Source organism: Secundilactobacillus angelensis, assembly GCF_012641075.1.
Lineage (GTDB): Bacteria > Bacillota > Bacilli > Lactobacillales > Lactobacillaceae > Secundilactobacillus > Secundilactobacillus angelensis.
Genome location: NZ_JAAXLJ010000024.1, coordinates 1 through 26,600, shown reverse-complemented (window position 1 = coordinate 26,600; position 26,600 = coordinate 1). Strand labels below are relative to the sequence as shown.

24 protein-coding genes and 1 other annotated feature are annotated in these 26,600 nt (G+C 44.1%); of the genes, 17 read left to right on the top strand and 7 right to left on the bottom strand.

Annotated elements, in window-relative coordinates; all coding sequences use genetic code 11:
* The first annotated feature begins 131 nt into the window (after positions 1-131).
* The 5 genes from deoC to HC026_RS10775 all read left to right on the top strand — a co-directional run bounded on the left by deoC (position 132) and on the right by HC026_RS10775 (position 5,412).
* Positions 132-782 carry a deoxyribose-phosphate aldolase gene (deoC, locus tag HC026_RS10795; RefSeq protein ID WP_168925940.1) on the top strand — a complete coding sequence of 217 codons (651 nt, stop codon included), beginning with the start codon at positions 132-134 and terminating at the stop codon, positions 780-782.
* A 14-nt stretch (positions 783-796) separates the two neighbouring features.
* Positions 797-1,987 (top strand): phosphopentomutase, encoded by a 1,191-nt coding sequence (locus HC026_RS10790; RefSeq protein ID WP_168925939.1) that lies wholly within the window; start codon positions 797-799, stop codon positions 1,985-1,987.
* Positions 1,988-1,999: 12 nt separating this feature from the next.
* Positions 2,000-2,707 (top strand): purine-nucleoside phosphorylase, encoded by a 708-nt coding sequence (deoD, locus tag HC026_RS10785; protein WP_168925938.1) that lies wholly within the window; start codon positions 2,000-2,002, stop codon positions 2,705-2,707.
* A 92-nt stretch (positions 2,708-2,799) separates the two neighbouring features.
* Positions 2,800-4,098: a pyrimidine-nucleoside phosphorylase gene (locus HC026_RS10780; RefSeq protein ID WP_168925937.1), complete on the top strand. Its 1,299-nt coding sequence runs from the start codon at positions 2,800-2,802 to the stop codon at positions 4,096-4,098.
* 201 nt (positions 4,099-4,299) lie between these two features.
* Positions 4,300-5,412 (top strand): VanZ family protein, encoded by a 1,113-nt coding sequence (locus tag HC026_RS10775; protein ID WP_168925936.1) that lies wholly within the window; start codon positions 4,300-4,302, stop codon positions 5,410-5,412.
* A gap of 206 nt (positions 5,413-5,618) precedes the next feature.
* On the opposite strand, the gene HC026_RS10770 is transcribed toward HC026_RS10775, so the two are convergent.
* Positions 5,619-6,260, bottom strand: a complete 642-nt coding sequence (locus HC026_RS10770) for an SDR family oxidoreductase (protein WP_168925935.1) — start codon at positions 6,258-6,260, stop codon at positions 5,619-5,621.
* 190 nt (positions 6,261-6,450) lie between these two features.
* Here HC026_RS10770 and fabI point away from each other — a divergent pair, with 190 nt between their 5' ends.
* Positions 6,451-7,209 (top strand): enoyl-ACP reductase FabI, encoded by a 759-nt coding sequence (fabI, locus tag HC026_RS10765; protein WP_168925934.1) that lies wholly within the window; start codon positions 6,451-6,453, stop codon positions 7,207-7,209.
* A 388-nt stretch (positions 7,210-7,597) separates the two neighbouring features.
* Entirely contained in the window at positions 7,598-8,452 is an 855-nt protein-coding gene (locus HC026_RS10760; RefSeq protein ID WP_168925933.1) for an SPFH domain-containing protein, read from the top strand.
* 80 nt (positions 8,453-8,532) lie between these two features.
* Here HC026_RS10760 and HC026_RS10755 read toward each other — a convergent pair whose 3' ends face one another.
* Both HC026_RS10755 and HC026_RS10750 read right to left on the bottom strand, forming a co-directional pair.
* Positions 8,533-9,381 (bottom strand): aldo/keto reductase, encoded by an 849-nt coding sequence (locus HC026_RS10755; protein WP_168925932.1) that lies wholly within the window; start codon positions 9,379-9,381, stop codon positions 8,533-8,535.
* A gap of 63 nt (positions 9,382-9,444) precedes the next feature.
* Positions 9,445-9,891 (bottom strand): NUDIX hydrolase, encoded by a 447-nt coding sequence (locus HC026_RS10750; RefSeq protein WP_168925931.1) that lies wholly within the window; start codon positions 9,889-9,891, stop codon positions 9,445-9,447.
* 228 nt (positions 9,892-10,119) lie between these two features.
* On the opposite strand from HC026_RS10750, the gene HC026_RS10745 reads away from it, so the two are divergent.
* The 9 genes from HC026_RS10745 to HC026_RS10705 all read left to right on the top strand — a co-directional run bounded on the left by HC026_RS10745 (position 10,120) and on the right by HC026_RS10705 (position 18,579).
* Entirely contained in the window at positions 10,120-11,553 is a 1,434-nt protein-coding gene (locus tag HC026_RS10745; RefSeq protein ID WP_168925930.1) for an APC family permease, read from the top strand.
* 70 nt (positions 11,554-11,623) lie between these two features.
* The gene (locus tag HC026_RS10740) at positions 11,624-12,961 is read left to right on the top strand and encodes an aspartate aminotransferase family protein (RefSeq protein ID WP_168925929.1); all 1,338 of its coding nucleotides are present in this window, start codon (positions 11,624-11,626) and stop codon (positions 12,959-12,961) included.
* Positions 12,962-13,350: 389 nt separating this feature from the next.
* Positions 13,351-13,617, top strand: a complete 267-nt coding sequence (locus HC026_RS10735) for a hypothetical protein (protein ID WP_168925928.1) — start codon at positions 13,351-13,353, stop codon at positions 13,615-13,617.
* Positions 13,617-15,074: a glycoside-pentoside-hexuronide (GPH):cation symporter gene (locus HC026_RS10730; protein WP_168925927.1), complete on the top strand. Its 1,458-nt coding sequence runs from the start codon at positions 13,617-13,619 to the stop codon at positions 15,072-15,074. Before HC026_RS10735 ends, HC026_RS10730 begins: the two co-directional genes overlap by 1 nt.
* 233 nt (positions 15,075-15,307) lie before the next feature.
* Complete coding sequence (locus HC026_RS10725; RefSeq protein ID WP_168925926.1) at positions 15,308-15,814, top strand: ECF transporter S component; 507 nt, start codon at positions 15,308-15,310, stop codon at positions 15,812-15,814.
* A gap of 4 nt (positions 15,815-15,818) precedes the next feature.
* A complete protein-coding gene (locus HC026_RS10720) occupies positions 15,819-16,691 on the top strand; it encodes a bifunctional hydroxymethylpyrimidine kinase/phosphomethylpyrimidine kinase (protein WP_168925925.1) in 873 nt (290 codons plus the stop codon).
* A 47-nt stretch (positions 16,692-16,738) separates the two neighbouring features.
* Positions 16,739-17,911 carry a MalY/PatB family protein gene (locus HC026_RS10715; protein WP_168925924.1) on the top strand — a complete coding sequence of 391 codons (1,173 nt, stop codon included), beginning with the start codon at positions 16,739-16,741 and terminating at the stop codon, positions 17,909-17,911.
* A gap of 195 nt (positions 17,912-18,106) precedes the next feature.
* Complete coding sequence (locus HC026_RS10710; protein WP_168925923.1) at positions 18,107-18,343, top strand: hypothetical protein; 237 nt, start codon at positions 18,107-18,109, stop codon at positions 18,341-18,343.
* 5 nt (positions 18,344-18,348) lie between these two features.
* Positions 18,349-18,579, top strand: coding sequence for a hypothetical protein (locus HC026_RS10705; RefSeq protein WP_168925922.1), 231 nt, complete (start codon positions 18,349-18,351; stop codon positions 18,577-18,579).
* Positions 18,580-18,734: 155 nt separating this feature from the next.
* On the opposite strand, the gene HC026_RS10700 is transcribed toward HC026_RS10705, so the two are convergent.
* The 4 genes from HC026_RS10700 to HC026_RS10685 all read right to left on the bottom strand — a co-directional run bounded on the left by HC026_RS10700 (position 18,735) and on the right by HC026_RS10685 (position 24,462).
* Positions 18,735-19,400 (bottom strand): histidine phosphatase family protein, encoded by a 666-nt coding sequence (locus tag HC026_RS10700; RefSeq protein ID WP_168925921.1) that lies wholly within the window; start codon positions 19,398-19,400, stop codon positions 18,735-18,737.
* Between the two features lie 84 nt (positions 19,401-19,484).
* Positions 19,485-22,571, bottom strand: a complete 3,087-nt coding sequence (locus HC026_RS10695; RefSeq protein WP_168925920.1) for a YfhO family protein — start codon at positions 22,569-22,571, stop codon at positions 19,485-19,487.
* A gap of 112 nt (positions 22,572-22,683) precedes the next feature.
* Positions 22,684-23,583, bottom strand: a complete 900-nt coding sequence (gene gnd, locus HC026_RS10690) for a phosphogluconate dehydrogenase (NAD(+)-dependent, decarboxylating) (RefSeq protein ID WP_168925919.1) — start codon at positions 23,581-23,583, stop codon at positions 22,684-22,686.
* Positions 23,584-23,724: 141 nt separating this feature from the next.
* On the bottom strand, positions 23,725-24,462 hold the full coding sequence (locus tag HC026_RS10685) for a YdcF family protein (RefSeq protein WP_232843731.1): 738 nt from the start codon (positions 24,460-24,462) through the stop codon (positions 23,725-23,727).
* A 145-nt stretch (positions 24,463-24,607) separates the two neighbouring features.
* Positions 24,608-24,814, top strand: a binding site (T-box leader).
* A gap of 47 nt (positions 24,815-24,861) precedes the next feature.
* Here HC026_RS10685 and tyrS point away from each other — a divergent pair.
* On the top strand, positions 24,862-26,118 hold the full coding sequence (gene tyrS, locus HC026_RS10680) for a tyrosine--tRNA ligase (protein ID WP_168925917.1): 1,257 nt from the start codon (positions 24,862-24,864) through the stop codon (positions 26,116-26,118).
* Positions 26,119-26,600 lie beyond the last annotated feature (482 nt).

Below are 26,600 nucleotides of genomic sequence, written 5' to 3'. Positions count from 1 at the left end.
CAAATGAGAAAATGCACAAAGTTTGCTGTATTTTAGCATATCCGTGTACAGCAGAATTTCTACATGATATTATGGAAACGGTTACAATTAACTAATTACACCTATTATTTTTGACAAAGGAGTTTTCAACCATGAAATTAGCCAAGTACATTGACCACACAATTTTGAACGCGGACGCCACCGAGGCAGATGTGGATAAGGTTATCGCGGAAGCAGTTAAGTATGATTTTGCGTCAGTATGCATCAACCCCTATTGGGTAAAGCACACTGCTGCTGGATTACAAGATTCAGACGTGAATACTTGTACCGTTATTGGCTTCCCTCTAGGGGCTACTTCTACGGAGTCAAAAGTCTTTGAAGCCCAGCAAGCAATCAAAGATGGTGCTGATGAGTTAGATATGGTGATCAACATTGGTGAACTCAAGGCTAATCACAATGATGCTGTGTTAGCTGACATCAAAGCGTTGGCAGATGCCATTCATGCTGAAAATAAACTACTTAAAGTGATTATTGAAACAGCATTGCTGAACAATGAAGAAAAAGTGCGTGCCTGCCAGTTATCCGAAAAAGCGGGTGCTGACTTTGTTAAGACGTCAACTGGCTTCTCAACTGCCGGGGCCAAAGTTGAAGACGTCAAATTAATGCGTGAGACCGTGGGTGACCGGTTAGGCGTGAAGGCTTCAGGCGGCGTGCACTCAAAGGCTGAAGCAGAAGCAATGATTGAAGCAGGTGCCACCAGAATTGGTGCCAGTGCCAGCGTAAAAATTGTCACCGAAGATTAAAGGAGGGTACTGTTATGGCTTTTAAACGTGTATTTGGTATCGTGATTGATTCCGTTGGGATCGGTGAAGCCAGTGATGCCAACAAATTCGGTGACGTGGGTGCTGATACTTTAGGCCACATCGGTGAATTTTATAAAGGTCAGCTGAAGCTTCCTAATTTAGCTAAAATGGGGCTCTCCAACATTCGGCCGAATAATCCAATTGAAGGGGTTCCAATTGCGGAAAGCCCAATTGGGTATTTTGGCAAAATGCATGAAGTTTCAGTGGGCAAGGATAGTATGGACGGTCACTGGGAAATGATGGGGCTGCCTGTTACCGAACCCCTTGGTTTCTTTCCAAAGGGCTTTCCAGCTGAATTAATCAAGCAGATTGAGGACTTCAGCGGTCGCCACGTGATTGTGAATAAGCCGTATTCTGGTACTGACGTCATCCATGATTATGGTGAGCAGCAGATGAAAACCGGTGACTTGATTGTTTATACTTCTGGGGACTCGGTATTACAAATCGCTGCCCACACGGATGTGATTCCGCTGGAAGAGTTATATAAGATTTGTGAGTTTGCCCGGTCAATTACCATTGATAAACCTTATCGAATTGGTCGGATCATTGCTCGACCATATGTTGGACCGGATAAGGACCACTTTACCCGGACTTCTGATCGACACGACTTTACTCTAGCGCCAACGGGTGAAACTGACTTGGATCGACTGAAGAACGCTGGTCTGGACGTTTTAGCTGTTGGTAAGATCAACGATATATTCTCTGGACAGGGGATTACAGAAGGCGCGCATACCACCAGTAACGATGATGGGATGAAGCAGACAATTGCCAATGCTGAAAAAGCCTTTAACGGGTTTAGCTTTACCAACCTGGTTGATTTCGACGCAATGTACGGCCACCGTCGTAATCCGGAAGGTTATGGAAAAGCGTTGATGGCGTTTGATGAACAGCTTGGCGATTTGTTGGCGACGCTGCAGGATGATGATTTGCTGATGATCACAGCGGACCATGGGAATGACCCCGGTTACAAGGGGACTGATCATACCCGTGAATACGTCCCGTTATTAGCTTATTCTCCAAGCTTTAAGCAGAATGGTTCATTGGGCATTCGGCGGACGTATGCCGACTTCGGGGCTACCGTCTTGGATAATTTCAACGTTAGTGGTAACCCAACCGGCACGTCATTCTTGACGTCATTGAAATAGGAGGTAATAGCGATGAGTACACATATTGGAGCAAAAATGGGCGATATCGCCGAAACGGTATTATTACCGGGCGACCCATTACGGGCAAAGTACGTGGCAGATAACTTTTTGGACGATGTGGTTCAGTATAATTCTGTCAGAAATGCTTTTGGCTATACCGGTACCTATAAGGGCCACAAGGTTTCCGTCCAGGGAACCGGGATGGGGATTCCGTCGATTTCCATTTATACCAACGAACTGATTCGTTTCTTCGGTGTGAAGCACCTCATGCGAATTGGTAGTATTGGTGGGTTCGGTGAAGCCGTTAAGATTCGTGATATTCTAATTGCTGAATCGGCCAGCACCGACTCAGCAATCATCCAAAATACGTTTAAAGCCGGTGTGATTTACGCGCCAACGGCCGACTTCGATATGCTACTTAAAGCCTACGAGTCAGCTAAGGAAGCTGGCGTTTCGGTGAAGGTAGGCAACATTTTCAGTGCCGACCGTTTCTATAACGATGAAATCGACTATCAGCAGTTGATCGATTACGGGGTACTCGGAACTGAGATGGAAACGGCAGCGCTCTACATGCTGGCTGCTAAGTATGGGGTTCAGGCATTGTCCATTAATACCGTGAGCGATAACCTGACCACCGGTGAAGCCTTGTCAGCAGAAGATCGCCAGAGTTCATTCAGTGAGATGATGACGGTGGCGCTGGAAACTGCCATTAAATTATAGTCAAGATTAATTGAACATCATGGGGGCAGTTAGAAGCATCTGACCGCGCCCCATTTTTATTAAGCGAGGGTTTCAAGTCAGGAGGAATTGTCATGAGAATGGTAGATGTGATCGATCATAAGCGAAATGGTGGCGAATTAACCAACGAAGAAATTAAGTTCTTCGTGGATGGTGTGGTGGATGGCAGTATTCCGGATTACCAGACTAGCGCGCTACTGATGGCCATTTACTTCAATGGGATGGCTGATGGTGAACAGGCTGAGCTGGCAATGCAAATGTTGAAGTCTGGTGACCAGCTTGATTTATCTGATATTCCAGGGATTAAAGTCGATAAGCATTCAACTGGTGGTGTGGGTGACAAGACGAGTTTGCCGTTAGCTCCCATGATTGCAGCCTTGGGTATTCCGATTCCAATGATCTCCGGCCGAGGGCTTGGTCATACTGGTGGGACGTTGGATAAATTAGAAGCAATTCCCGGCTTTAAGGTGGAACTGACAGAGGACCAATTTAAACAGCAAGTGAAAGATATCCACCTAGCAATCGTTGGTGCAACGGGCAATATCGCCCCAGCAGACAAGAAAATTTATGCTTTGCGAGATGTAACGGACACGGTTGATTCTATTCCGTTGATTGCCGGTTCGATTATGAGTAAGAAAATTGCTTCGGGCACTGATGCATTGGTGCTGGACGTTAAAACGGGTTCAGGTGCCTTCATGAAGACGGAAGATCAAGCCCGTTCCCTGGCAGAGGCCTTAGTCTCGATTGGTAAGAATGCTGGGATGGACTGTATGGCCTTGATTTCGGATATGAATCAACCCTTGGGGCGGATGATCGGTAACGCATTGGAAATTAAAGAAACCATCGATATTCTAAAGGGGCAGGGGCCAGCCGATATCACCGACCTCGTCTTGACCCTTGGCAGTCAGATGGTGGTCTTAGCGAAGAAGGCACAAACGCTGGAAGAAGCCCGTGAAATGCTTAAAGAGGTTGTGGCCAATGGCAAGGCGCTTGAAAGTTTCCGTCAGATGGTTATCGCTCAAGGCGGTGATGAGCGGTTCGTCGATGATCCGACGATTATGCCCCAAGCAAAGTACAAGATTGACTTACCAGCAAAGTCTAGTGGTGTTGTCGCTAAGATGACTGCAGATGAAATAGGTGTCGCCAGCATGTTGCTTGGTGGCGGCCGTCAAAAAGCGGATGATCAGTTGGACTACGCGGTAGGTATTGAACTCAAGAAAAAGGTCGGCGATGCCGTCAGCGAAGGAGAACCGTTACTGACGATTTATGCTGATAGTAAGGACATCGATAACGTCGAACAACTCTTATATGACAATATTGAAATCGCTGATTCAGCTGAACCGCTGACTTTGATTCATGAGATCATTAAATAAAAGCGTGTGACACCACACGGTAGATTCCAGAATTTAAGCCAAAGCACCTCCATTCCGATGGTCTTTATCGGGATGGGGGTGCTTTGGCTTAAATGGCCGGATTTTGGTTTTGTTGGCAACTAGATTGGTTTACAATTGTTGACACTATTAAGCCTTTAGTCGTACATTATGTTCAATACAGACGGCTTTGGAGGATACATAATGGTTTATTTGTTTGACATTCGAATGGCAATGCTGGCATTTCCACTGATCGCGTTATTGATCACCTTTCCAGTTTTGCTCTGGCATTACCATCGGTTTGGTGCGATTTCACGCTGGTCAATCGTGATGCTGTACAGTTTTGTGTTTTATTTGCTCTGCGCTTACTTCCTGATTATCTTACCGTTGCCTAGTATGGCTTCGGTGGCAAAGTTAACAACCCCGAGGTACAACTTGCAGCCGCTGCTGTTTATACGGGAGTTCATTGACCAGAATCCCTTCCAATTGACAAATCCACAGACTTGGTTAGCGGCTGTTAAAAATCCAACCGTTGTTCAACCGCTGTTTAATATTGTGCTGACAATTCCCTTTGGCTTCTATCTTCGCGGTTACTTTCGTAAGTCTTGGTGGCAGACCATCATCATCAGCTTTTGCCTGTCACTGTTCTTTGAACTCACTCAGCTGAGCGGCGATTATGGGATTTACCCAAGATCGTATCGCCTATTCGATGTGGATGATTTGCTGTTGAATACTACTGGGGGAATCATTGGATACTGGCTGACTGGAATAGTACTCCCACTTTTGCCGACCTCTGATCGGATTAAGGAAAGATTACAAGTACAAGCACGACAAGTTTCGTTTTTTCGGCACGCAACTTCGTTTGTGGTCGACTGGGGGCTCTTCACGGTGCTTTCGACAGTGGTTAATGCGTTATTAGGTAATGTGAAACAGTTTTCCCAAATTGTTGCTTTAATCAGTTTGATGATAGTGGCTTTAGTGCCACAATTCATTTGGCGGAAAACGTTTGGTATGCGGTTAGTCCACTTAAAAGTGGCAAATATGGCCGGTCAGCAGGTGACTAACGGGCAAATTTGTCGGCGTTGGCTGATGGGATATAGCTTGTTCCTAGTTCCAATTGTGATTGGTGGCATCCTGGCATTTATCCCTCAAAGTAGCCAGTTGTACATGTTTGGTGGGATTGGTATGGTGCTGATACTAGGGCTCATCGGAATAATACTAGGACTTGATATGATGATTGATATATTTCGGCCGCAGCACGCGTTGTTATTTGAACGGTGGAGTAGGACCGTTTTGATTTCTGACTATCAGTCGTGACATCAGACGAGATTGTTAAGAATCTGAGTTGGTTCTTAACGTGAAGAATGGGTTCTTTTGGACAACACTTTAATCTAGTCTAAACTTGCGAAACGACTTGGATTCCAACCATTTAAGACAAATAAACCCCATCCCGATAAAAAGTATCGGAATGAGGTTTATTTGTCTTAAATTCAGGAATTTACAGAGTTATTTCACATTCTATTTTAGTAGAACGACGGTTTGTCGCCATCAGTCCCAGGTTGATCAACGCCCACCGAATGGCCAATCTCTTTGGTCGGATCGTTGATGAGTGATACCACGAAGGCGGCAATACTCTTGCGGGAAACCTCGGTGCCCTTAAATGGGTCGCCCTTTTGAGTGGTCTCGTAGCTGACGATGTCCTTATTTGAGAGCCAAGCTGGGCGGATAATCGTATAGTCTAAGCCAGAAGCTTCGATGACTTTAGCGGCAGCTGCGTACGTTTCCAGATAACCGCCATCCAGCATTTGATGATTCCACTGGCCATACTTACCAGGCACTTCATCATAAATACCTAGCGTGGAGATCCAGATTAGTCGTTTTACACCAGTTGCTTTCATGGCAGCGACTACCGTTTTTGCCTGTTTTTCAATATCGTGATTACCCAGATTGGCGTACACAATATCTTGACCTTGCATTGCTTGCTCCAGGTTTGCCTGATTCGTGGCGTCACCTTCAACAACCGTTTCACGTTTAGTGTCCGAAATGGTTAGTCGATCCGCATGACGCAAAAACAGGGTCAATTGGTGATCCGTTTGTGCCAATAGCTGTGCTTCAGCCAATTTAGCAATCTTACCATTTGCACCTAAAATTAATACCTTTGTCATATCCAAATCACTCCTATCTCATTTACAAGATTAATTATAGCGAACCACAAATCAAAATTTAACGGACAAATCTAGGCTCATTGTCCGCCACTTGTGTTTGAACGGTCATGTAAGGTAAAATGTGGGTTATAGCGAAGTTAGTTAATGGCATTATTTATTTTTCAAATTTTATATTGAAAGAGGTATTATCATGAGCGGCATTTTATCGGGTAAAAAGATTGTAATCATGGGGGTTGCCAACAAGCGCAGTTTAGCTTATGGCTGTTTTCAAGCGTTGGAGGAACAGGGTGCTGAAATCATTTTAACCTATCAAAACGACCGAATGTTAAAGAGTCTCAATCGGTTTATTGACGAAGGAATCACGAAGATTCCTTGTGATGTCAGCAAGCCAGAGAACGTTCAGACAGCGTTTGATCAGATCCATGAACAAGTGGGTAACATCGATGGTTTAATACATGCCATTGCGTATGCGGACCCTGAGGATCTACAAGGTGAAACGACGGATGCCAGTCTGGAAAGCTTCAATAAGGCCCAAAGCATTAGTGTCTATTCACTGATATCTGTGGCTAAGTATGGTCGTCAGATCATGAACGAGGGTGGCTCAATTGTCACCTTGACGTATATGGGCTCTGAACGAGCAATTCCTAACTATAACATCATGGGGATTGCCAAAGCTGGTCTTGAAGCATCAGTTCGCTACCTTGCTCGGGACTTAGCCAGTCAAAACATTCGTGTCAATGCGATTTCTGCTGGCGCGGTGAAAACGCTGGCGGTTACTGGTGTTAAGGACTACAGTAAACTGATTGAATTATCCAATGAACGGGCCGTTAACGGCGTGGGCGTGACGATTCAAGAAGTCGGCAACACCGCTGCCTTTTTGATGAGTGATTTAAGCACGGGACTTGACGGCGATACGATCTACGTTGATAAGGGAACCCATTTGATTTAACTGAAACGGGCAAAAATTAGCAGATAGCTGCACGTAAGGCCCCTTAGCACAATTCCCAAGTTCGGGGAATTCTGCTAAGGGGCCTTACGTGCAGCTATCTTAGCGCTAATTTTTGCACCTAACCTAAAAAAATCCAGCGAAATGGAGAGATTCCGCCAGACAAGTAACTACTCAATCCTATGTGAGCAGGTGAGTTAGCGTACCAAGCGGGAGTCACTGCGCAACTTTTAGTTGAAGGGTAGGGGGAGCAGTATACTCAATACGTTGACTCTAAGAAAATTATAATCTTAAATTAAAAAAAGCAAAGAATTTACACTTCAAAATGTCAAATTTTTCCAATCCGATTATGGGGATGTATAATGAAGCTAATAGATTGGAGGAGTTTACCATGACTGAAAAAAATGTTTTTCACGTTAACGGGTATCTCGGACTCATCGTTGCAATACTGCTTGTCTTAGGTGGCGCTTGGTTATTGTTGCTGCAGACAGCGGTAGGAATCGTTTCTGGTGTGATTCTAATTTTGATTGCTCTGGTTGGCGGAAGTTCCTTAACCATCATTGCACCAAATGAGGCGAAAGCACTGACTTTCTTTGGTAAATACATTGGGACGATTCGCACAGCTGGCCTGTTCATGACCGTTCCCTTAACCAACAAACAGACGGTTTCATTGCGGGTCCGTAACTTTAATAGTAACCTGCTAAAAGTTAACGATTCTCGTGGTAATCCAGTAGAGATTGCCGCCGTTATTGTGTTTAAGGTTGTGGATACCAGCAAGGCGTTATTCGACGTCGAAGACTATGAACAATTCGTTGAAATTCAAAGCGAATCTGCCATTCGGCACGTTGCTTCTGAATTTCCTTACGACAACTTCAATGACACTGAAACGTTAACGCTACGCAGTAATCCAACAGAAGTTTCTGATAAATTAACTGCAGAGCTCCAATCCCGCTTGGAGATTGCCGGAGTCCAAGTCATGGAAACCCGGTTGACCCACTTGGCTTATGCAACGGAAATTGCTAGTGCCATGTTACAGCGACAACAGTCTTCCGCTATCTTATCAGCGCGGAAGATCATTGTGGATGGGGCAGTTTCGATTACCGAAGATGCCATTGCTAAATTACAAAAGGATACCGATTTAAAACTCACTGATGATCGAAAGTTGCAGTTGATCAACAACGTCATGGTCACCATTATTTCAGAACGTGGCACGCAACCCGTTATTAGTACCAGTGATACGGAATAGAATACGTTATTGATGTTAGCAAAGGAGTAACTCGTATTTTCTACAGTGGAAAACACGAGCTACTCCCTTTTAAATTGCGATTATAAGACATCCAACGGTAACTTTTCAGTTGGTGCTGGATAAGCTTCATCCAACAGGTTTAAATCATCAGAAGTTAATTGAATATCAGCGGCTAGAACGTTTTCTTTGGCGTGTTCTGCGTTGCTGCTTTGCGGGATTGCCAACACTTGTTGATGGCCGACGACCCAGGCAAGTAGAACTTGATAAGCAGAGGCATGATGGCGTCTCGCGACCTCAAGCACGTTCGGGTTACTTCCTAAATGAGTGTTGATCTGGTCAGGTGCACCCACCGGACTGTAAGCGATAAATGGCAGCTTATGGTCAGCTTGCCAGTCTAATAAACTGTACTCCACGCCACGGCTACCTAAATTAAATAAATCTTCATTGGCCGCAGCTTTAGAGCCGTTAGGGAGTTGCCAGAGTTCTTCCAGGTCGGCAACATCAAAGTTCGAGATTCCCCAAGCCTTAGTCTTTCCGACTTCAGTCAGTCGCTGTAATTCAGCCACCGTTTCAACTAATGGGGTAGTTCCGCGCCAGTGATATAGATAAAGGTCAACTTCATCAACACCTAGTCTTTCTAAGCTGGCATCGAGACTGCGTTCCATACGATCCTTTGAGGCATTAGTTGGTAAAACTTTTGAAATTAAGAAGAGCTTCTCTCTTGGGATATCTTTGATGGCTTTGCCAACTAAAGTCTCCGCACGGCCAGAGCCGTACATTTCCGCCGTGTCGATGACTTTGGCACCAGCGGCTACGCCGGCGTGAATCGCTTCAATTTCTTGCTTTTCTAAAGATGGCTCATCGCCCATATGCCAGGTTCCCAGCCCGATAGCTGGAACTTGATGCCCTGCGATGGTGACTGTTTGCATACAATCCTCTCCTTGTTCTTAAAAATTATACATCTAAGTTCTATTGTAGGATTTTTGAATGTATTATACCAACTCCGCAGCCTCTAGAATTTGTTTTGAAAAATCGGTGATCTGGTCTGGCAACTGATCAAGGTCAAAAAAGCCAACTTGGTCGGTTTCACCAGTTTGCGGTGTTAGCCGACTATCTTGAGTAAAGGCCTGGTAAACTGCGATAACAGCATCAATTTGGTCACCATTTGGGTAGCTAAATTGCATTGAAGGGCCACTGAGTAGCGTTTTAAATTTGAAATTAACGGCGTGGACACCAGTTTCTTCAGTCACCTCACGGCTAGCCGTATCCGCGAGTGACTCGCCGATTTCCTTGGAACCAGATGGTAACCCCCATAAATGCGTGTCACTGCGATGAACTAACAGCAATTGTGCACTGGCGTTGTAGACCAGCCCAGCAGCGCCAGTAGAAATCAGTGGCTGATGACCAACTTTTTTCCTTAAATCAAGAATGTATCCCATAGACTCACCCCATTAGAATAAGTATGATATTAATTTTATTATGCGTGAAATTTAGGTAAATTAAAAGCAATTTACAAGGGTTTGCTGTGAGTTGGTGTTCAGCGAAGCCTTGCACATTATTAAAATCATTGTTAAAATAAACTCATTTATTTCTAATGTTTCTTTATAGAGACAGGTCATTAAGCACTAATTACATAAGCGGTCCAGTATCGCTACAGGAGGAATTATATGAGTTTTAAGAGTACATTTTTACGCCAGGAGGATCCTGCCGTCTACCAAGACAAAGATTCACATTTGGCACGTGTACTAGGTGTTAAAGATATCTTGGCTTTAGGTGTCGGCACGATTGTTTCTACTTCTATTTTTACGTTACCTGGGGTTGTTGCTGCACAGCATGCTGGTCCAGCCGTAGCTTTGTCATTCTTAGCTGCAGCCATTGTTGCTGGCCTGGTTGCCTTTGCTTACGCCGAAATGGCGGCCGCAATGCCATTTGCCGGTTCGGCTTATTCTTGGATCAACGTTGTTTTTGGCGAAGGGTTTGGCTGGATTGCCGGCTGGGCGCTGTTAGCCGAGTACTTTATTGCTGTGGCCTTTGTTGGTTCTGGACTTTCAGCGAACTTTCGTGGGCTGATTGAGCCATTGGGGATTACTTTCCCCAAGGCGTTGGCTAATCCATTTGGAACCGATGGCGGGGTTATTGATATTACTTCCGTTGTGGTGATTCTGATGGTGGCTTTTCTGCTATCACGAGGTGCTTCAACGGCTGCTCGAGTTCAGAATATCTTGGTTGTCCTGAAGGTTTTAGCAGTTTTACTCTTCATCGTCGTTGGTGCAACTGCACTGCATATGCAAAACTACGTCCCATTCATTCCAGCTCACAAGGTGGTTAACGGTAACCAGTTTGGTGGTTGGCAAGGCATTTACGCTGGTGTTTCGATGATTTTCCTATCCTACATTGGTTTCGATTCCGTTGCCGCTAATTCAGCTGAAGCCAAGGATCCGCAAAAAACAATGCCTCGTGGGATCATGGGGTCATTAGTGATCGCGGTTGTTTTGTTCGTTGCCGTTGCGTTGGTTCTAGTTGGAATGTTCCATTATAGCGATTATGCAAACAATGCTGAACCCGTTGGCTGGGCACTGCGTCAAAGTGGCCATACAATTGTTGCGACAGTGGTTCAGTCGATTGCTGTTGTTGGGATGTTTACCGCTTTAATCGGGATGATGCTGGCTGGCTCACGACTGGTTTATTCATTCGGCCGTGATGGGCTGCTTCCTAAGTGGTTGGGTGTTTTGAACGACAAGCAGTTACCTAACCATGCACTGTTAACCATCACCGTTGTTGGTGTGGTCATCGGTTCACTGTTCCCATTCGCCTTTTTGTCACAGCTGATTTCAGCGGGGACACTGATTGCCTTTATGTTCGTCTCCCTTGGGATTTACAAGCTACGACCTCGTGAAGGTAAGGATATTCCGGATCCTTCATTTAAGATGCCGTTCTATCCAGTCTTACCATTCATTGCGTTCTTAGGCGCACTGGGCGTGTTCTGGGGACTTGATAAAGACGCTAAGATTTACGCGTTGATCTGGTTTATCTTTGGCCTGCTGGTATATTTATTCTACGGTGCCAAGCATTCATCATTAAATACGAATAAACAAAAATAAGTTAAATGATGACCCCAAAGCGCAGTGTTTTGGGGTTTTCGTTTAAGTCAAGATTTACGGAGGAAATACTATGGGTGAAAATGAACGACTTTTAAAACAGGAAGCGCCAGCCTTTTCCAAGGCAGCGCGGGTAAAGTATTTTAACATTGTGATTGAATCGGGCAAGGGAGCCACAATTACTGATGCTGATGGGAAAACCTACCTTGACCTTTTAGCAAGTGCTTCAGCAACCAACACTGGTCATTCGCATCCTCACGTGGTTAAAGCGGTTCAGGATCAGGCGGCTAAATTACTGCAGTATACGCCGGCGTACTTTGCGAACGATGCGGCTGCAAAATTAGCACCGCGGTTGGCCGCTCTAGCCCCCATTAGCGGACCAACTGCACTGGGCTGGGGCAACTCGGGTTCTGATGCAAACGATGCGATCATTAAATTTGCTCGGGCATATACTGGCCGCCCTTACATTGTGAGTTTTACCGGTGCTTACCATGGTTCAACGTACGGGTCAATCAGTGTGTCATCAGTTAGTCTGAACATGAGTCGTAAAATTGGACCGCTGTTACCGGATATCGTTAAGGTGCCGTTCCCAGATCCGTGGAAACGGCTTGATGGAGAATCGGAGGAAGCTTTTGTAGAGCGTATGTTTGATGCGTTTAAGCTGCCATTTGAGACTTATTTGCCTGCCGAAGAAGTTGCTGCAATCCTGATTGAACCGATTCAAGGCGATGGCGGAATCGTTAAAACTCCGGATGCTTATATGCATAAAATATATGATTTTGCTAAAGCTAACGGTATTTTGTTTGCGGTAGATGAAGTTAATCAAGGTATGGGGAGAACCGGTAAATGGTGGTCGATTCAACATTTTGATCTGGAACCTGATCTGATGTCTGTTGGTAAGTCACTGGCGTCTGGATTGCCTTTAAGTGCAGTGATTGGCCGTCAGGAAATCATGAACTCTTTGGGGTCGCCTGCCAACGTCTATACCACGGCCGGTAATCCAGTGACAACGGCTGCCGCCATGGCAACCATTGATGTGATTGAGGATGAGCATTTACTGGAGCGCAGTACGCGACTTGGCAAGAAGACAGCTGCCTTCTTTGAAGATGAGAAGAAGAAGTTTAATTTTATTGGCGACGTGCGGATGTATGGGCTTGATGGTGGTATTGATATCATTGATCCCGAAACGGGCGAACCTGATGCAGATGCCACCACCAAGATTATTTATCGCGTCTTTAAATTAGGCGCCATCATCATCAGTTTGAAGACTAACGTACTCAGATTCCAGCCACCGCTGGTTATTACAGATGAGCAATTACAGTCCGCTTTTGATATTTTGGATCAGGCGTTTAGCGAGCTGGCAGCTGGAAAGCTGTCATTACCTGATAATGCGGCTGAAATTGGTTGGTAGAATTATTTTTTTAGGGAGTGTGGGTCAGCTATTTTGACCTATACTCCCTTTTGCTGTTTTAAGTTTTCATAAGTTTTGAGTTGAAGTTTCATAGGCCAATAAATCATTTACAGGCTAATAAGCTACGGCAAACCGCTATTTTGAAAACTTTACCAATAAATTGACTAAAAATTAGGTAAAATTTTGTTGAAATTTAAGTAAGCGTTTACAAAGTTCAATCATTTGTGCTAGAATGTCCATAGGCTATCGAGGAAGGGTAGCAAAAGGTTAATTGGTCCGTATTCTTAAAAGCAAATGACGATTATTAAATTAACAGATGTCATGGCTATTATTTTTATCGTTTGCTTTTTAGTCTGCGGTCCCAACAATCAATTTAGGAGGTAAGAATAATGGCTAGTAAAAGCAGTGATAAGATTACCCTGAAGCCAGAAGATTTTGCTCAAGCGGTTTTAGGTGGTAATCCAAAGCGTGATGACGAAGAAGATAAAGTCTATATTAAACGTCAGCTAACGCTTTATCTGGAAGCATTGTTGTTGGCACAAGACTTTAATGATCTAGAAGAGACTCGCTTTGATGTTGCTAAGTCTGAACAACGCAGTAAGATTCTCTCTAAGATTATTGAGCATCGTTACGAAGGTTCAGGGAGTGGCGAATAATGGAAGAAAAAAAAGAGAGTCATGTAAAACAGTATACGTCATACGCGTTAGGGGCCTTTGGTCATGATGCGTTCTACGCGACGTTAAGTACGTATCTCATGTTGTTTATCACCAGTGAATTGTTCAATGGCGCTGCAAAAGGTGTCAAGTCACACATGATTTTGACGATCACCACGATGATGATGTTCATTCGGTTAATTGAAATCGTGTTTGACCCAATCATTGGGGGGATCATTGATAACACCCAGACCAAATATGGTAAGTTTAAACCATGGTTGCTGGTTGGTGCTGGTGTCAGTGCCATCTTCCTGGTACTTATCTTTACTGATTTTGGTGGTTTAACTAATTCCAACCCAACGCTTTACGTTGTATTGTTTGGTATCTGTTATGTCATCATGGATGTTTTCTACTCATTCAAAGATATTGCGCTCTGGTCAATGCTGCCAGCTTTAAGTGTTGATGAGAAAGTTCGTAATAACTTTGGTACCACTGGTCGTTTAGGGTCAACGATTGGTGCCCAAGCGGTTCCAATCATGATTTTTCCACTGATTGTGTTCTTCTCACACGTGTTCTCAGGAACTAGTGGCCAGACTAAAACCCAAGCTGGTTGGATTGGTTTTGCTATTGTTATTGCCTTGTTCTCATTCGGCGGTGCGTTATGCACGGCTTTGGGAACTCACGAAAATACCAGTTTAATTCGTCAAAACACTGAACGTACTGGTGTGATTGGTATTTTTAAAGCGTTAGGTAAGAACGACCAGTTGATGTGGTTGGCAGCTTCTTACTTCCTATTTGCATTAGGCTACGTGGTGACTAACTCACTGTTGGCTTACTACTTCACTTACGTTTTGGGCCAGTCAAACAAATTTACATTTGCAGGCTGGATCATGGCGGCCTTGGGTGTTATCTCCGTTTCACTCTTCCCAGTGATTGTTGAGAAGGTTCACCGGAAGGCCATTTACGTTGGTGGTATTTGCATGATGTTAATCGGTTATGTTCTGTTCTTGTTTGCAGGGAACAGCTTACTCGGCGTTTTGGTATCAGTTGCCATCTTCTTCTTCCCATACCCAATGATCTTCTTGGCCGCATTGATGACCATCACTGATAGCGTTGAATATGGTCAATGGAAGAATGGTACCCGGAACGAATCCGTTACCCTTTCAATCCGACCATTGATCGATAAGTTGGCTGGTGCGGTTGCTAACGGTGTTGTTGGTATCGCTGCGGTTCACTCAGGTATGACGGGTAACGCTGCTCCAAGCAGTATTAGTGCAGCGCAATTGACGAACTTTAAGATGTACATGTTCTACGGACCAATGATTCTGATTGCGGTTGCCGCTATCGTCTACTTTACTAAAGTGAAGTTGTCTGAAGCTCGGCACAAACAAATTGTTAAAGAACTTGAAACTAAGTTAAGGGCTGAAAAAGATGCCCAAGAAGCAGCTGACGCGAAATAAGCGTTGATTGTGAGTCGTAATGTTCACTACGGAGATAGTGACGTTACGGCTTTTTTGATTTTCACTGAAAATTCTTGAAGTTGTCTGGATTTTCTAATTAAAATTAATACAAACATTCGCTTTTACTTGCTATACTAATCGGGTAATCTAGAGTGTAAGCTTGTGTTTAGGTACGAGCATGTTGTAGTATGATAAGTAGATTAAAATTTGTTGAGAGAAAAGAGTGGATCAGAATGGAAACTAAACACCATATTTCAACCCGAGAAGTCGTTTACTTAGCAATGCTGATTGCGGTAACTGTCGTTATTTCGAGATTTTTCTTGATTCCCGTTCCAATGACTCATGGGAACGTTAACCTTTGTGATGCAGGAATATTTATTGCTGCAGTTTTGCTGGGACGCACTCAAGGTGCAATCGTTGGTGCCTTCAGTGGTCTCTTACTGGATCTGATTTCAGGCTATACGCAGTACATGATATTCTCATTTATTGTCCACGGTCTAGAAGGCTTTGTCGCCGGATGGCTTGGCAGCAAGAAAACTAAAACAGCTAAAGTAATTGCAATGTCAGTCGGCGTTTTAGTCATGGTGGCCGGCTATTGGGCAACGGACAGTCTGCTCTACGGGTTTAAAGTCGGACTGATTGGGATTCCTACCAACTTCATCCAAGGAATCGTTGGCGGAATTGTTGCTTACGTGGTTTCCGTTCCACTCGAGAGTCGGTTACCCAGGCTAATTGGTTAACTAGATGGCTGAAGGAACTTTGCATAACCAGCCCTTTTTAGTTGCTGAAGATCTCTCTGCCGTTGGCACGATGTCGCTAGGTGTTGCCATCCCGATTATGGCTGCTCTCGGTGTGCCAGCAGCGATTTTACCGACCCAGGTGTTGTCAACTCAGACTGAGGGGTTTGGGAGACCCGCTAAGCAATTTTCAACTCAGTGGCTCAAAGAGACAGCGGCTCACTGGCAAAACGAGAATATTCAGCTATCTGGTGGTCTGATTGGTTACGTTGGCGAAGTTGATTTACTTAACACGTTGACGCGGATGGTTTTGGAACAGCAACTGCACCCCTTAATTGTTGATCCAGTTATGGGGGACGACGGTGCGCTTTATCCGGGGTTGTCTGCGGAGTATGTTGCTGCAATACGGCAATTAGCAGTACACGCGGATGTGATCACACCGAATTGGACGGAAGCTCATTTATTGGCTGGCATACCGTTAACCGATTCGGTACCCAATGAAACTGATATTGCAGCTGTCTTTGCGTCTTTAACGGCTGTCCTCGGTGAACATACTCAGATTGTGATTACCGGTATCCTTGATGAAGACAGGGTCAAAACGGCTTATCAATGCCACGATTCCCTGCAAGTGATCTCCACCAAGTTACGCGAAGGTCATTTTTACGGCAGTGGCGACGTCTTCTCTGCGCTGCTAGCTGCGGCAATTATGTGTGGCGCAAGTTTTGAAAATGCGGTTAAAATTGCGGTGAAGGGGGATGCCATTTCCCTGGATCAAACGTCTGAAGCTGGTTATCAGCGACGATTTGGCATGCAACTGGGCCGTTTATTGGCTTGGCTATCTCAACGGGTGGTCCCCAAACTTGAAACAATGCGGGAATGAGTTCAAACTGGTGTTAGCCAATCTCCATTAGAGAAGAGGAACTAGACATGATTGATACTAACGTTAACCGACAACATGGTAATAATGTTAAATGGTCAGTTATCAAGGATGATGATCAGCTCTTACCAATGACTGTAGCTGACATGGGTATTGCAACCCCTCAGTTCATCAGAGAAGCAATGCAGCGGGTGTTGGATACGAAAGTGCTGGGTTACACTATGCCGAGTACTGGATTTTATGACGCAATCATTCGCTGGCAAAAGGAGCATCATGACGTCACACTTAAACGTGAACAGTTAATTCTCGTGCCAAGTGTGGCTGTTGGGTTGTCCTTTGCAATTCGCCATTTAACTCAAGTTGACGATGGAATTATTGTGATGTCGCCTTATTACCCGCCATATAAGCAATTAGTTGATGATAATCACCGTCAGTTCGTTGAATTTCCGTTGGTTCAGCGTGAAGGGCAGTACGTGATTGATTTTAACCGGTTAGATCAGCTAATGACTGACAGCCAGGCGAAAGCAATTATTGTCTGCAATCCCCATAATCCCGGTGGCTGTGTCTGGACCACAACGGAATTGCAGCGGCTTGAAGATATCGCTAACGCACATCACATGTTAGTGTTGGCTGACGAGATTCATGATGACGTGGCTTTTTCTGATAACGTCCCGGTTTCAATGATGTCTGATTTGATGGGTGAAGAAGCCGCTAGCCAAACAATCCTGTTAAAATCGGCGACGAAGGCTTTTAATCTGGCCGGTGTTAAATGCGCTTACCTAGCAGTGAAAGATCCGCAAATGTTGACAACCTTAAAACAAGCTGCAGCTGCAGAAGCCATTGAAGAAGTTAACACGTTAGGGATGGTGGCCACACAGACTGCTTATGAGCAGGGAAGTGAGTGGTTGACAGAAGTTAATGCTTATCTGGAAGAAAACCGTAACTTGGCTTATGAATACCTTCGGGAACAAGTGCCGATGATCCGGCCCATGTATCCAGAAGGAACTTACTTGATATGGTTAGATTTTATGGCATACGGGCTGAGCGATGCTGAACTGGATACTAAGCTGCGTGATCTCGGACATCTTTGTTTGAATCCTGGAATCGATTATGGTAAAACCGGCAAGGGGTTTATGCGTTTGAATTTTGCCGTAGATCGCTCCGTTTTGAAGGATGCCTTGCACCGGTTGAAACATTTTGATGAATCGGTGAGACAAAAATAAGTGCAACTATAAATAAAACATAACAAATAAACTGCCTGATTTTCGGTTTTTAAAACTGAAAATCAGGCAGTTTTTAGTTATTGTCTTTTCTGTCACAACATTGTAAACGGGTTTCAAGAAATATTCATTATTTCGTCGTAACTATTTCTTATTGGTTTGATAATTTATACACATAAGAAAAAGGAGGCGGCGTGAATGAGTGAAGCACCAGAAATTGTCGCGGGACGATTAGTGAGATGTCAGCATGCGCAAATGAGTAAACCGTTTATTGGCCGAGTGAACCAGGTATTTGGCAATCGGCTAGTCGTCGAAGTGATGAACTTTCACTTTCATGATCGCCGCGTAGTTGAACAAAACCATTATCAATTAGTAGTAGAGGCTTGTGATGCGAAGACAATCGCAATTATCCAGTGTCAACAACGGAAAGGATGATCGACATGATTAAAATTAACGATATTGTAACCTGCCAACCCAACGGTAATCTGACTTGTGATTTTGTTGGTCGGGTGGAACACATCTATGAACGAACGGTAATGGTCACCGTTATGGACCATCACCCAAGCGACCGGTTCAAGGTAGCGGAATTAATGGGCCGGGTGATTGTGGCAAAAGATAAGGTTAAAACTCAGGCTGAGACTGTTCAGCAACTTAAGGTGGCTGAAGGATAACAAAAGTGCTATACCATCAGTCGATATTGGTCAGTATTTCGGCTCGTTTCCTTACTGACTGTGCTACTTGAATGTCAGGTTCCGGCCATATAACACAAAGTAGCACCATCCCGATAAAGACCATCGGAATGGTGCTACTTTGTGTACTTTATTTCTTATTTAGCAACGAAATCAGTCCGGTTGAAGAAATCAACTTTAATATCGTTATCAGTAATGGTGAGCTTTGAAATACTGCCGTTAATGGTAGGCACACCCACATCCAGTTCTGGAGCGTAGCGGTCAATGATTGAACGGATTGTCATACCGTGAGAAACAACAAAGACTTGGTCGCCATCTTTAGAGTTGGCACGCAGCTTATTGAAGCCACGATCAAGCCGTTCCCAAAACATGGCGTTGCTTTCTGCTTCACCGTAAAGATCAGCTTTATGAATTAAATCCCGTGCTTTTTCCAAACCAAATTTCGCTAGTACATCGGATTCGGAAGTTAACTGAACTTGTTCACCAACGAATTGCCACATTTGGTTAGCATCGTTACCTTCGAAGTAGCCGTGGCACTGTTCGCGGAATTCGGGAAATTGGTAGCTAATGATATTGATGTTTTCCGGATTGGCTTTCAGAATGTACGAAGCGGTTTCGATTGCCCGACCTGAATCACTGCTGTATGCAGCGTTGAAGTTGATAGCCTTCAACTGCTGGCCGGCACGTTTGGCGTCTGCAATTCCCTTTTCAGTTAAAGGTGAATCGATCCAGCCCTGAATTTTATTATAGTGGTTCAGCATTGTTTGTCCGTGCCGAACGAAGTAAGCAGTAAATGTTTTCACGGTAAGCCCTCCTTGGATGAAAAGTGAGTTTAGTTCACATTCATTATATCAACTTATGCAATCATTTTCCAAGTGACTGCTGGATTAACTCGCTTGTTTTGGGTCATCTTTCTTGTCTGTTCTGTGAATGATTCGTGGCCAGAAGTAGGTCACTATTGCTATGATGACACCAACGATTGAAAGCCAGAGACCAGCAATCAATCCTGGCGTGTGGTAGGTCAGCTTAATCTTATGGTTGCCGCTTGGAATCACAGCACCAACAAAACCGGTGTTTATAATCTGTGTTTTCCACGGTTGACCGTCCACTTTTAGCTGCCAGCCCTTACTGTAAGGGATACTTGTCGTCAGAATCCGTTTATTGGCACCAACGGATGAGCCTTGGACTTGATTATTAGTCACCCGTTGATTGATTAAACCAGTCTTTTGCAGTTGAGTGGTTTGCTGGCGATATTTTGTTCCATATGGCATGGCAATCACTTTGACGTGTTTGAAATGAATCTTTTCTGCCGCGGTAAATGATAAGTTGATGGTTTTCCTAAGCTTAGTAGAATAGCCTAAGTTAATTAATAGATGATCTTTAGGCTCGTAATCTGACATGTTATTGATGCCAAATTGGTTATAAACGGTTTTATAACTAGTAGTTTTGATGTTCATTGTATAGGCGTTGAACAGCGGATCATTGATAATTGAACGCCAATTGTTTCTTTGTTGCCCCTTTGGCAGCGGTGTACCTGCAAATTGAGATTGTGTAGCAAAGTTCTTTAACCGCTTTTGAGTATCGGGGAACTGAGTGGAAATACCAGATAAGTCCAAGTAGAGTTCAGTTCCCTGAGCCTGTTTGGGCTGTTTTAATTTCAGTGCGTAGGTTTGTTGTTGACCAAGCATGTCACTGGTCATTTCGTGTAAGCCATTGTGGTTGGTCTCGGTATTATTATCGACAATCGTCTGGTTTTGAGCCAGCAAGTTGGTCACTTCGACTGAAGGCTTATCTAAACCAGTGGCAGCAGCATAATTAGCTGCCTCTTTTGGTGGTAGGGGTTCTTTGCCAATTGCAGCTGACTGGGAATGTTTTGTGTTATGTTGCAGACGATAGTTGATTAAATCGGGAATTTTGAGAATCGGTTGACTGGTTAATTTAACCTTGTAGGCTAGGTGTTTAGTGGCAGTTTTAAGGTGGGTCTTGGCGACTCCTGATACTTGCTTTTGAACGCTAGCACCCTCCAGTAGGGCTTCTTGTCGTTCCAGAGCCGTTAATTTATCGAAGGCAGCCGGAGTGATCTGAAAACTTTGGGTGTAAACCAACGGTAAGGCATAGCGGTTCTTTAAAATTGCCGTGCCAGTTCCGTTGCCAACGGCATATACCGGGTGATCATCTATGATAACGGGCTTACCCTGTTTTGTTTTTAACTGCCGGAAACCGTATGGCATCGCCTTTTGGTTTAACATATCGTCTTCACGGGCAAACAAGTACTTCACGTTTAGCATGGAGAGAATCGATCCCCGGGTATCAGCACTGCTAGTTGGATTATTCATGCTGTTTTGAACGTTAGCCAGTTGTTGGTTGAACTGGTTCACATCACCATTTTGAACGGAGTAATACGAACTGATGGTATGGGTGTTTAGCAACATGGGAATGTTATTACCCACCGTGGTCATGGTGTAATAGTTATTCGTCGTAGAAGTCCGGTAAAAGCCGTTATCATGCTTGCTCAGATACTGATCAGCGCCGTCAAAGTACCACTTTGACCACTGATCAGCAGTATGAGTGGGCAGTTCATTGGCTGGTGCACCAGAGTAGTTATCATCGTAAAAACTCAAGCCGGTGGTAATGGCATTTAGTGTGACTAGCCCCAGCAACCCCAGTTCAATCGGTTTAGCTAACTGTGGTTTCAGTAACAGCAGGCTAAAGAGCCAAATAAACAGCATGAACACTAAATAAGTCAGCAACTGAATTTGCCGAAACTTGAACAAATAGCCATTGGCAATCCAGATGATTAGTATCAGTCCAGCGATAATACCAGTTAGCCAGAAGAAGTCTCGAGTTGTGAAGGCACTTAAGTGATCGACTAGTGTTGCGGCAGTTAGGGCAAATACCAGTTGTGCCATCATGAGCCAGCGGTTGGAGGGGGTACTCATGACGTTTAACGTTGCCGCTACTGCGGGAAACAACAGGCCAAGAGCAATCAGAATTAAGGTGATGTTGAGTGCTAAGTAACGTTTAAAACGGCGCATGGTCCAGATCATCGCAATCAATGACAGACCGCTGGTGGCAATCAGAGCCCAATAGTAAATGTTGCCATTGGAAGTCAATATGTTATCAGGCAAGGTTCGATAGTAAATTTCCGGATACCAGCGCAAGTTGTTGGCGAAAATTGAACCACCCATTCGAGAACTATTCATCATCGCCAGGATATTAGGCAGTAAAATAACTGCTGATATCATGATAGCCATCACGATACCTGACAGGAGCCGCAAGATGAGTTGCCATAGTTTAGGCATAACAACGCTCTTTTGCCTTAAATCAACGGATCTGATGACAAGAAAAATCAGTGCACCAAACGCCATTAAATAGGCAAAGTAGACGTTACAAATCAAGATGGCGGCAGTCACGATACCAAACCACCACCAGGATTTTCCGTGTAAAATGCGGTCGATGGTTAGGCACAATAATGGAAAGAAAATCATTGGCAGCAGGAAAAACGGATGGTGGTAACTAATATAAAAGGCAAAGCCGTTGAAGGTGTATATTAAGGCACCGAAAACTTGACCAGCTGGTTTGAAGTGGAAGTGTCTCGCTAATTCAATGAAAGCAATCCCAACCACGTACAATCTGAGAATCGTGAGCAACGTGTAGCCGAGTTCAATCTGGTGAGCAGGGAATAATGCGATTAAGTAACTAAAAGGATCACCCACTAGATAGTAGGCAAAGGTAGTCATTTGATCTGCACCTAGCCCCAAGTTCCACGACCAGCTAAATAGCGATTGGTGGGCAGTTCCATGCAAGATACGGTAAAATTCTTTTAAAATCGGGTAATGCTGAGCAATCCCGTCTAGGTTCCAAATGGTGGAGTGACCAGTGGCTGATAGGGCGCCAAAGGATACCGATGTAATAATGATGAACGCTAGTGTGTAGATGAGCCACACTGGTAACTGATTGATTTTACGTTTCAAAATAAATTCTCTCCAGTTTGTTGTAATAACTCATTATCGCATACTCAAACTCATGTTGCGAAAATAAAAAAGGTCACGCAATTGCGTGGCCTTTCTCGTGATTAAGTTAAAATTAGTTTTTGTCCATTGCGTGACCACCGAAACCGTTACGTAAAGCAGAAACAACTTTACCGTTAAAGGTGTCATCTTGCATTGAACGGAACCGAGTCATAACAGCAGCTGAGATAACTGGTGTTGGAACGGCGTGATCCATAGCGTCTTCAACAGTCCATTGGCCTTCACCGTTAGAGTGCATGCGACCCTTGATAGCATCCAAGTTAGGATCCTTTTCGAAGGCTGCTTCAGCTAATTCCATTAACCAGCTACGAACAACAGAACCATTGTTCCAAACCTTGGCAACAGCGCGGTTATCATAGTCGAAGTCAGAAGCTTGGAGCACTTCGAAACCTTCACCGATGGCTTCCATCATACCGTATTCGATACCGTTGTGGACCATCTTTAAGTAGTGACCTGAACCGGCTTTACCAGTGTAAAGGTAACCGTCTTTTTGTGAGATGCCTTCGAATAATGGGCGGATTGTTTCGAAGACTTCTGGTTCGTCGCCACCAATCATGAAGTTACCGCCGTTAAGAGCACCTCTCCAGCCGCCTGATGAACCGCAGTCAAAGTAGTGAATACCTTTTTCGCCTAATAGACGGTTGTGTCTGAGTGAGTCTTTCCAGAAAGTGTTACCACCGTCAATGACGATATCGCCCTTGCCTAATGCATCGACTAAACTGTCAACAGTAGCATCAGTTGGCTTGCCAGCAGGTACCATGATCCAAACAATCTTTGGTGATGGTAGTTGATCAATCATTTCTTTAAGTGTGGTAGCTTTAGTAGCACCATAAGTGGCTGCTTCTTCAACTAAGTCAGTGTTTAAATCAAAACCGACAACTTCATTGTTATTGCGAATCATGTTTTGGGCTAAGTTAATACCCATCTTTCCTAAGCCGATTAAACCTAATTTCATTAGAAAAACTCCTCACATTTTCTTACTGGGATTTTGCAACAGAATTAGTATATAAGATTCTTGTGGCTTTCGCAAGAGAAAATGTAAAAAAATTACAGGCTTATTTTCAGATATGAAAATACGCTTAAGCTTCTAATACTTCTAATATATGAAGCATTGAATTAAAAATGTCACAATTATCCAACCGGCGATCAGTGGGTACTTTAACTGCAAGAGTAAGGCAGCCACCTCACGTAGCATGGCAGGAAAAAGGGCAGCAGTGGTGGTCCACGCACCTAAAGTGGCAATTGTTAAATGCTGCTGCCATGCCAGCAATTTGCTGCGAACCAGGTGATAGTCGCTGGTGACCACTAGGAGATTCGGTTCGGTTAGCTGGTGCCAGTCGCTATTGATGATTTGCTTAGAGTATTTGAAATTAGTTGCAGTAGAAGTGGCCTTTTCTTCCAGTAGCAGTCGGTGTGGTTCAACTTGATGTTTTTTCAGAAAGGCTGACATGACACTAGCTTCACTGTCTGGCTCATCGCTGCCTTGACCGCCTGTGAGAATGACTTTAGGTGATTGAGACTGTTTAGTAAGAAAAGTAAGCGCGGTTTCTAGCCTCCTGGTTAAGGTTTTTGTAGGCCCGTGAGGAGTCACTCTTGCACCTAAAATGATCAGATAGTCAGGCTTAACTGTTATATGAGTTCTTGAACTGTACCAATACGTGAGCCAGAGATAGACGGATGCGGTCAGATACCAAGTTGAAAAGCCAACGCTGACCGCTGTTGCTAACAATTGACCCGGCCACAGATGTACTGGCAATGCAATCAACAGGTCTGAGAGTGTGAGCAACCCAAGTAGGGGTAGCCAGACACGTTTCTGATCAGGTTGACCTTTCATCAAGGGGTGAACAGCTGCCAAATCAATTAGTGTCATCATAATGAGTACAATGAACAGAATGATCACTTCCTTTAGTTTCTTCTATTATATGTTAAAACCGCTGCCGACTGCAGCTTGACTTTTAGTGAGAGTATTTGTAGTATTAATGACAGCAATGAAGCACCGAAGTAGGGTGACGGGCAACGATAAAGAAACTTGGCGGCTGCTGCAAGCCAAGCGTCCCGGCATCCCGAATTACAGTGTGGAGCGATCCAGTACGAGCTGGCGGTTCATCCCGATATTAATGTCGAGCGACGTTGTCATATTACAACGTAACTTGGGTGGTAACGCGGAATTCAATTTCGTCCCTATTAGTCGATGACTAGTGGGGACTTTTTTATACCCTAAGGAGGTTTCTTTTTGACAATTATAGATGAGTTAAAGTGGCGTGGCGCAATTAATCAGCAGACAGACGAACAGGGCCTAATGGACCTAGTAAAAACCAAGTCAGTTGGGCTGTACGTCGGCATTGATCCAACCGGGGACTCAATGCACATTGGACATTTGATTCCGTTCATGATCCTAAAGCGATTCCAGTTGGCTGGACATCGGCCATACATTGTTATCGGTGGTGGGACAGGTTCCATTGGTGACCCTAGTGGTAAAAAGTCTGAGCGGGTTTTGCAATCTATGGAACAAGTTCACCATAATGAAGCGGCTATCACAGCTCAAATGGAACATTTATTTGGCCAAGACGGGAGTTTTAAAATCGTCAATAATTACGATTGGCTGTCTAAGATGTCATTACTCGAATTTTTGCGCGATTATGGCAAGCTGTTCAATGTGAATAATATGTTAGCTAAAGAAGTGGTGGCTTCCAGATTGGAAGTTGGTATTTCGTTTACTGAGTTCACTTACCAAATTCTGCAGTCGGTGGATTTCCTTCACCTTTACCAGGCTGAAGACGTTCAACTACAAGTTGGCGGTGCTGATCAATGGGGCAACATTACCGCTGGGATTGACTTGATCCACAAGATTGAGGGCGCGGATGCGAAGGCTTATGGCCTGACTATTCCATTGATGCTTAAGGCGGATGGAACTAAATTCGGGAAAACTGCCGGCGGAGCTGTTTGGCTGGACCCCGAGAAGACGACGCCTTATGAGTTCTACCAATTCTGGTTAAATCAAGATGACCGTGATGTTGTTAAGTATTTGAAGTATTTTACTTTCTTATCTGAAGACGAGATTGCGGATTTGGCAAAGAAAGTTGAAACTCAGCCAGAAAAACGCGAGGCTCAACGGAGATTAGCTGAAGAAGTCACGGCATTTGTTCATGGCAAGGATGCGGTGATTGAAGCAGAGAACATTTCAAAGGCGCTTTTCTCGGGTGAAGTTGCTGATTTATCAGTGAATGAGATCGAGCAGGGCTTCAAGAACATGCCATCTGTTGAGGTAACTAGTGAGAAGCGTAATATCATTGAATGGCTAGTAGACGTCACAGCGATTGAACCATCGCGACGTCAAGCACGTGAGGATGTTAATAATGGGGCGATCCGTATTAATGGTGAAAAAATAACGGATGTTGATATGGAGATTGATCCTAGTGTGCATTTCGATGGTAAATTTGTAATTGTCCGTCGCGGTAAGAAACGGTATTTCTTAGCAAGAGTTAAATAGCAGCTTTTAATTTAAGGGGTCGATTCGCTTTTTAGAATCGATCCTTTTTCGTCGCTCAATTTATAGAAAGGATTCTTTGATTTTGACGCACATATTTTAAAGCAGCAAAATTGATTTTAATTTTATTTCAAAAGTGATTGACCAAGCCGGGAATACTTGGTATGATGTTATCTGTTGTCGCGAGAGATTAAGAAGACATGTACCGATTTAGAATTTTAAATTTTATGTGTTGACAATTAATAGCGATGATGATATTGTTAATAAGTTGCCTCGTAAAGAAACATTCCGAACAAGAATGTTGATATAGAAAGTTATTGTTGACTTCCACGAGGTTATCATATACAATATAAAAGCTGATTCGAAAAAGAATTTGCTTGGTAGACCTTTGAAAACTGAACAAAGTTTTGTTTCACAAATGTGCAGGGTATATCAGTTTCGGCTGATATCAAATGTAATTTGCGAAGTCAATTTCGCTAGTAATA

Coding starts and splice junctions, on each gene's coding strand:
- HC026_RS10710 (WP_168925923.1), top strand. CDS start 18,107: ATGAGTGAAGCACCAGAAATTGTCGCGGGACGATTAGTGAGATGTCAG.
- HC026_RS10745 (WP_168925930.1), top strand. CDS start 10,120: ATGAGTTTTAAGAGTACATTTTTACGCCAGGAGGATCCTGCCGTCTAC.
- HC026_RS10780 (WP_168925937.1), top strand. CDS start 2,800: ATGAGAATGGTAGATGTGATCGATCATAAGCGAAATGGTGGCGAATTA.
- HC026_RS10730 (WP_168925927.1), top strand. CDS start 13,617: ATGGAAGAAAAAAAAGAGAGTCATGTAAAACAGTATACGTCATACGCG.
- HC026_RS10740 (WP_168925929.1), top strand. CDS start 11,624: ATGGGTGAAAATGAACGACTTTTAAAACAGGAAGCGCCAGCCTTTTCC.
- HC026_RS10685 (WP_232843731.1), bottom strand. CDS start 24,462: ATGAAAGGTCAACCTGATCAGAAACGTGTCTGGCTACCCCTACTTGGG.
- HC026_RS10755 (WP_168925932.1), bottom strand. CDS start 9,381: ATGCAAACAGTCACCATCGCAGGGCATCAAGTTCCAGCTATCGGGCTG.
- HC026_RS10720 (WP_168925925.1), top strand. CDS start 15,819: ATGGCTGAAGGAACTTTGCATAACCAGCCCTTTTTAGTTGCTGAAGAT.
- gnd (WP_168925919.1), bottom strand. CDS start 23,583: ATGAAATTAGGTTTAATCGGCTTAGGAAAGATGGGTATTAACTTAGCC.
- fabI (WP_168925934.1), top strand. CDS start 6,451: ATGAGCGGCATTTTATCGGGTAAAAAGATTGTAATCATGGGGGTTGCC.
- HC026_RS10725 (WP_168925926.1), top strand. CDS start 15,308: ATGGAAACTAAACACCATATTTCAACCCGAGAAGTCGTTTACTTAGCA.
- HC026_RS10790 (WP_168925939.1), top strand. CDS start 797: ATGGCTTTTAAACGTGTATTTGGTATCGTGATTGATTCCGTTGGGATC.
- deoC (WP_168925940.1), top strand. CDS start 132: ATGAAATTAGCCAAGTACATTGACCACACAATTTTGAACGCGGACGCC.
- HC026_RS10770 (WP_168925935.1), bottom strand. CDS start 6,260: ATGACAAAGGTATTAATTTTAGGTGCAAATGGTAAGATTGCTAAATTG.
- HC026_RS10775 (WP_168925936.1), top strand. CDS start 4,300: ATGGTTTATTTGTTTGACATTCGAATGGCAATGCTGGCATTTCCACTG.
- HC026_RS10735 (WP_168925928.1), top strand. CDS start 13,351: ATGGCTAGTAAAAGCAGTGATAAGATTACCCTGAAGCCAGAAGATTTT.
- HC026_RS10715 (WP_168925924.1), top strand. CDS start 16,739: ATGATTGATACTAACGTTAACCGACAACATGGTAATAATGTTAAATGG.
- HC026_RS10705 (WP_168925922.1), top strand. CDS start 18,349: ATGATTAAAATTAACGATATTGTAACCTGCCAACCCAACGGTAATCTG.
- HC026_RS10760 (WP_168925933.1), top strand. CDS start 7,598: ATGACTGAAAAAAATGTTTTTCACGTTAACGGGTATCTCGGACTCATC.
- deoD (WP_168925938.1), top strand. CDS start 2,000: ATGAGTACACATATTGGAGCAAAAATGGGCGATATCGCCGAAACGGTA.
- HC026_RS10750 (WP_168925931.1), bottom strand. CDS start 9,891: ATGGGATACATTCTTGATTTAAGGAAAAAAGTTGGTCATCAGCCACTG.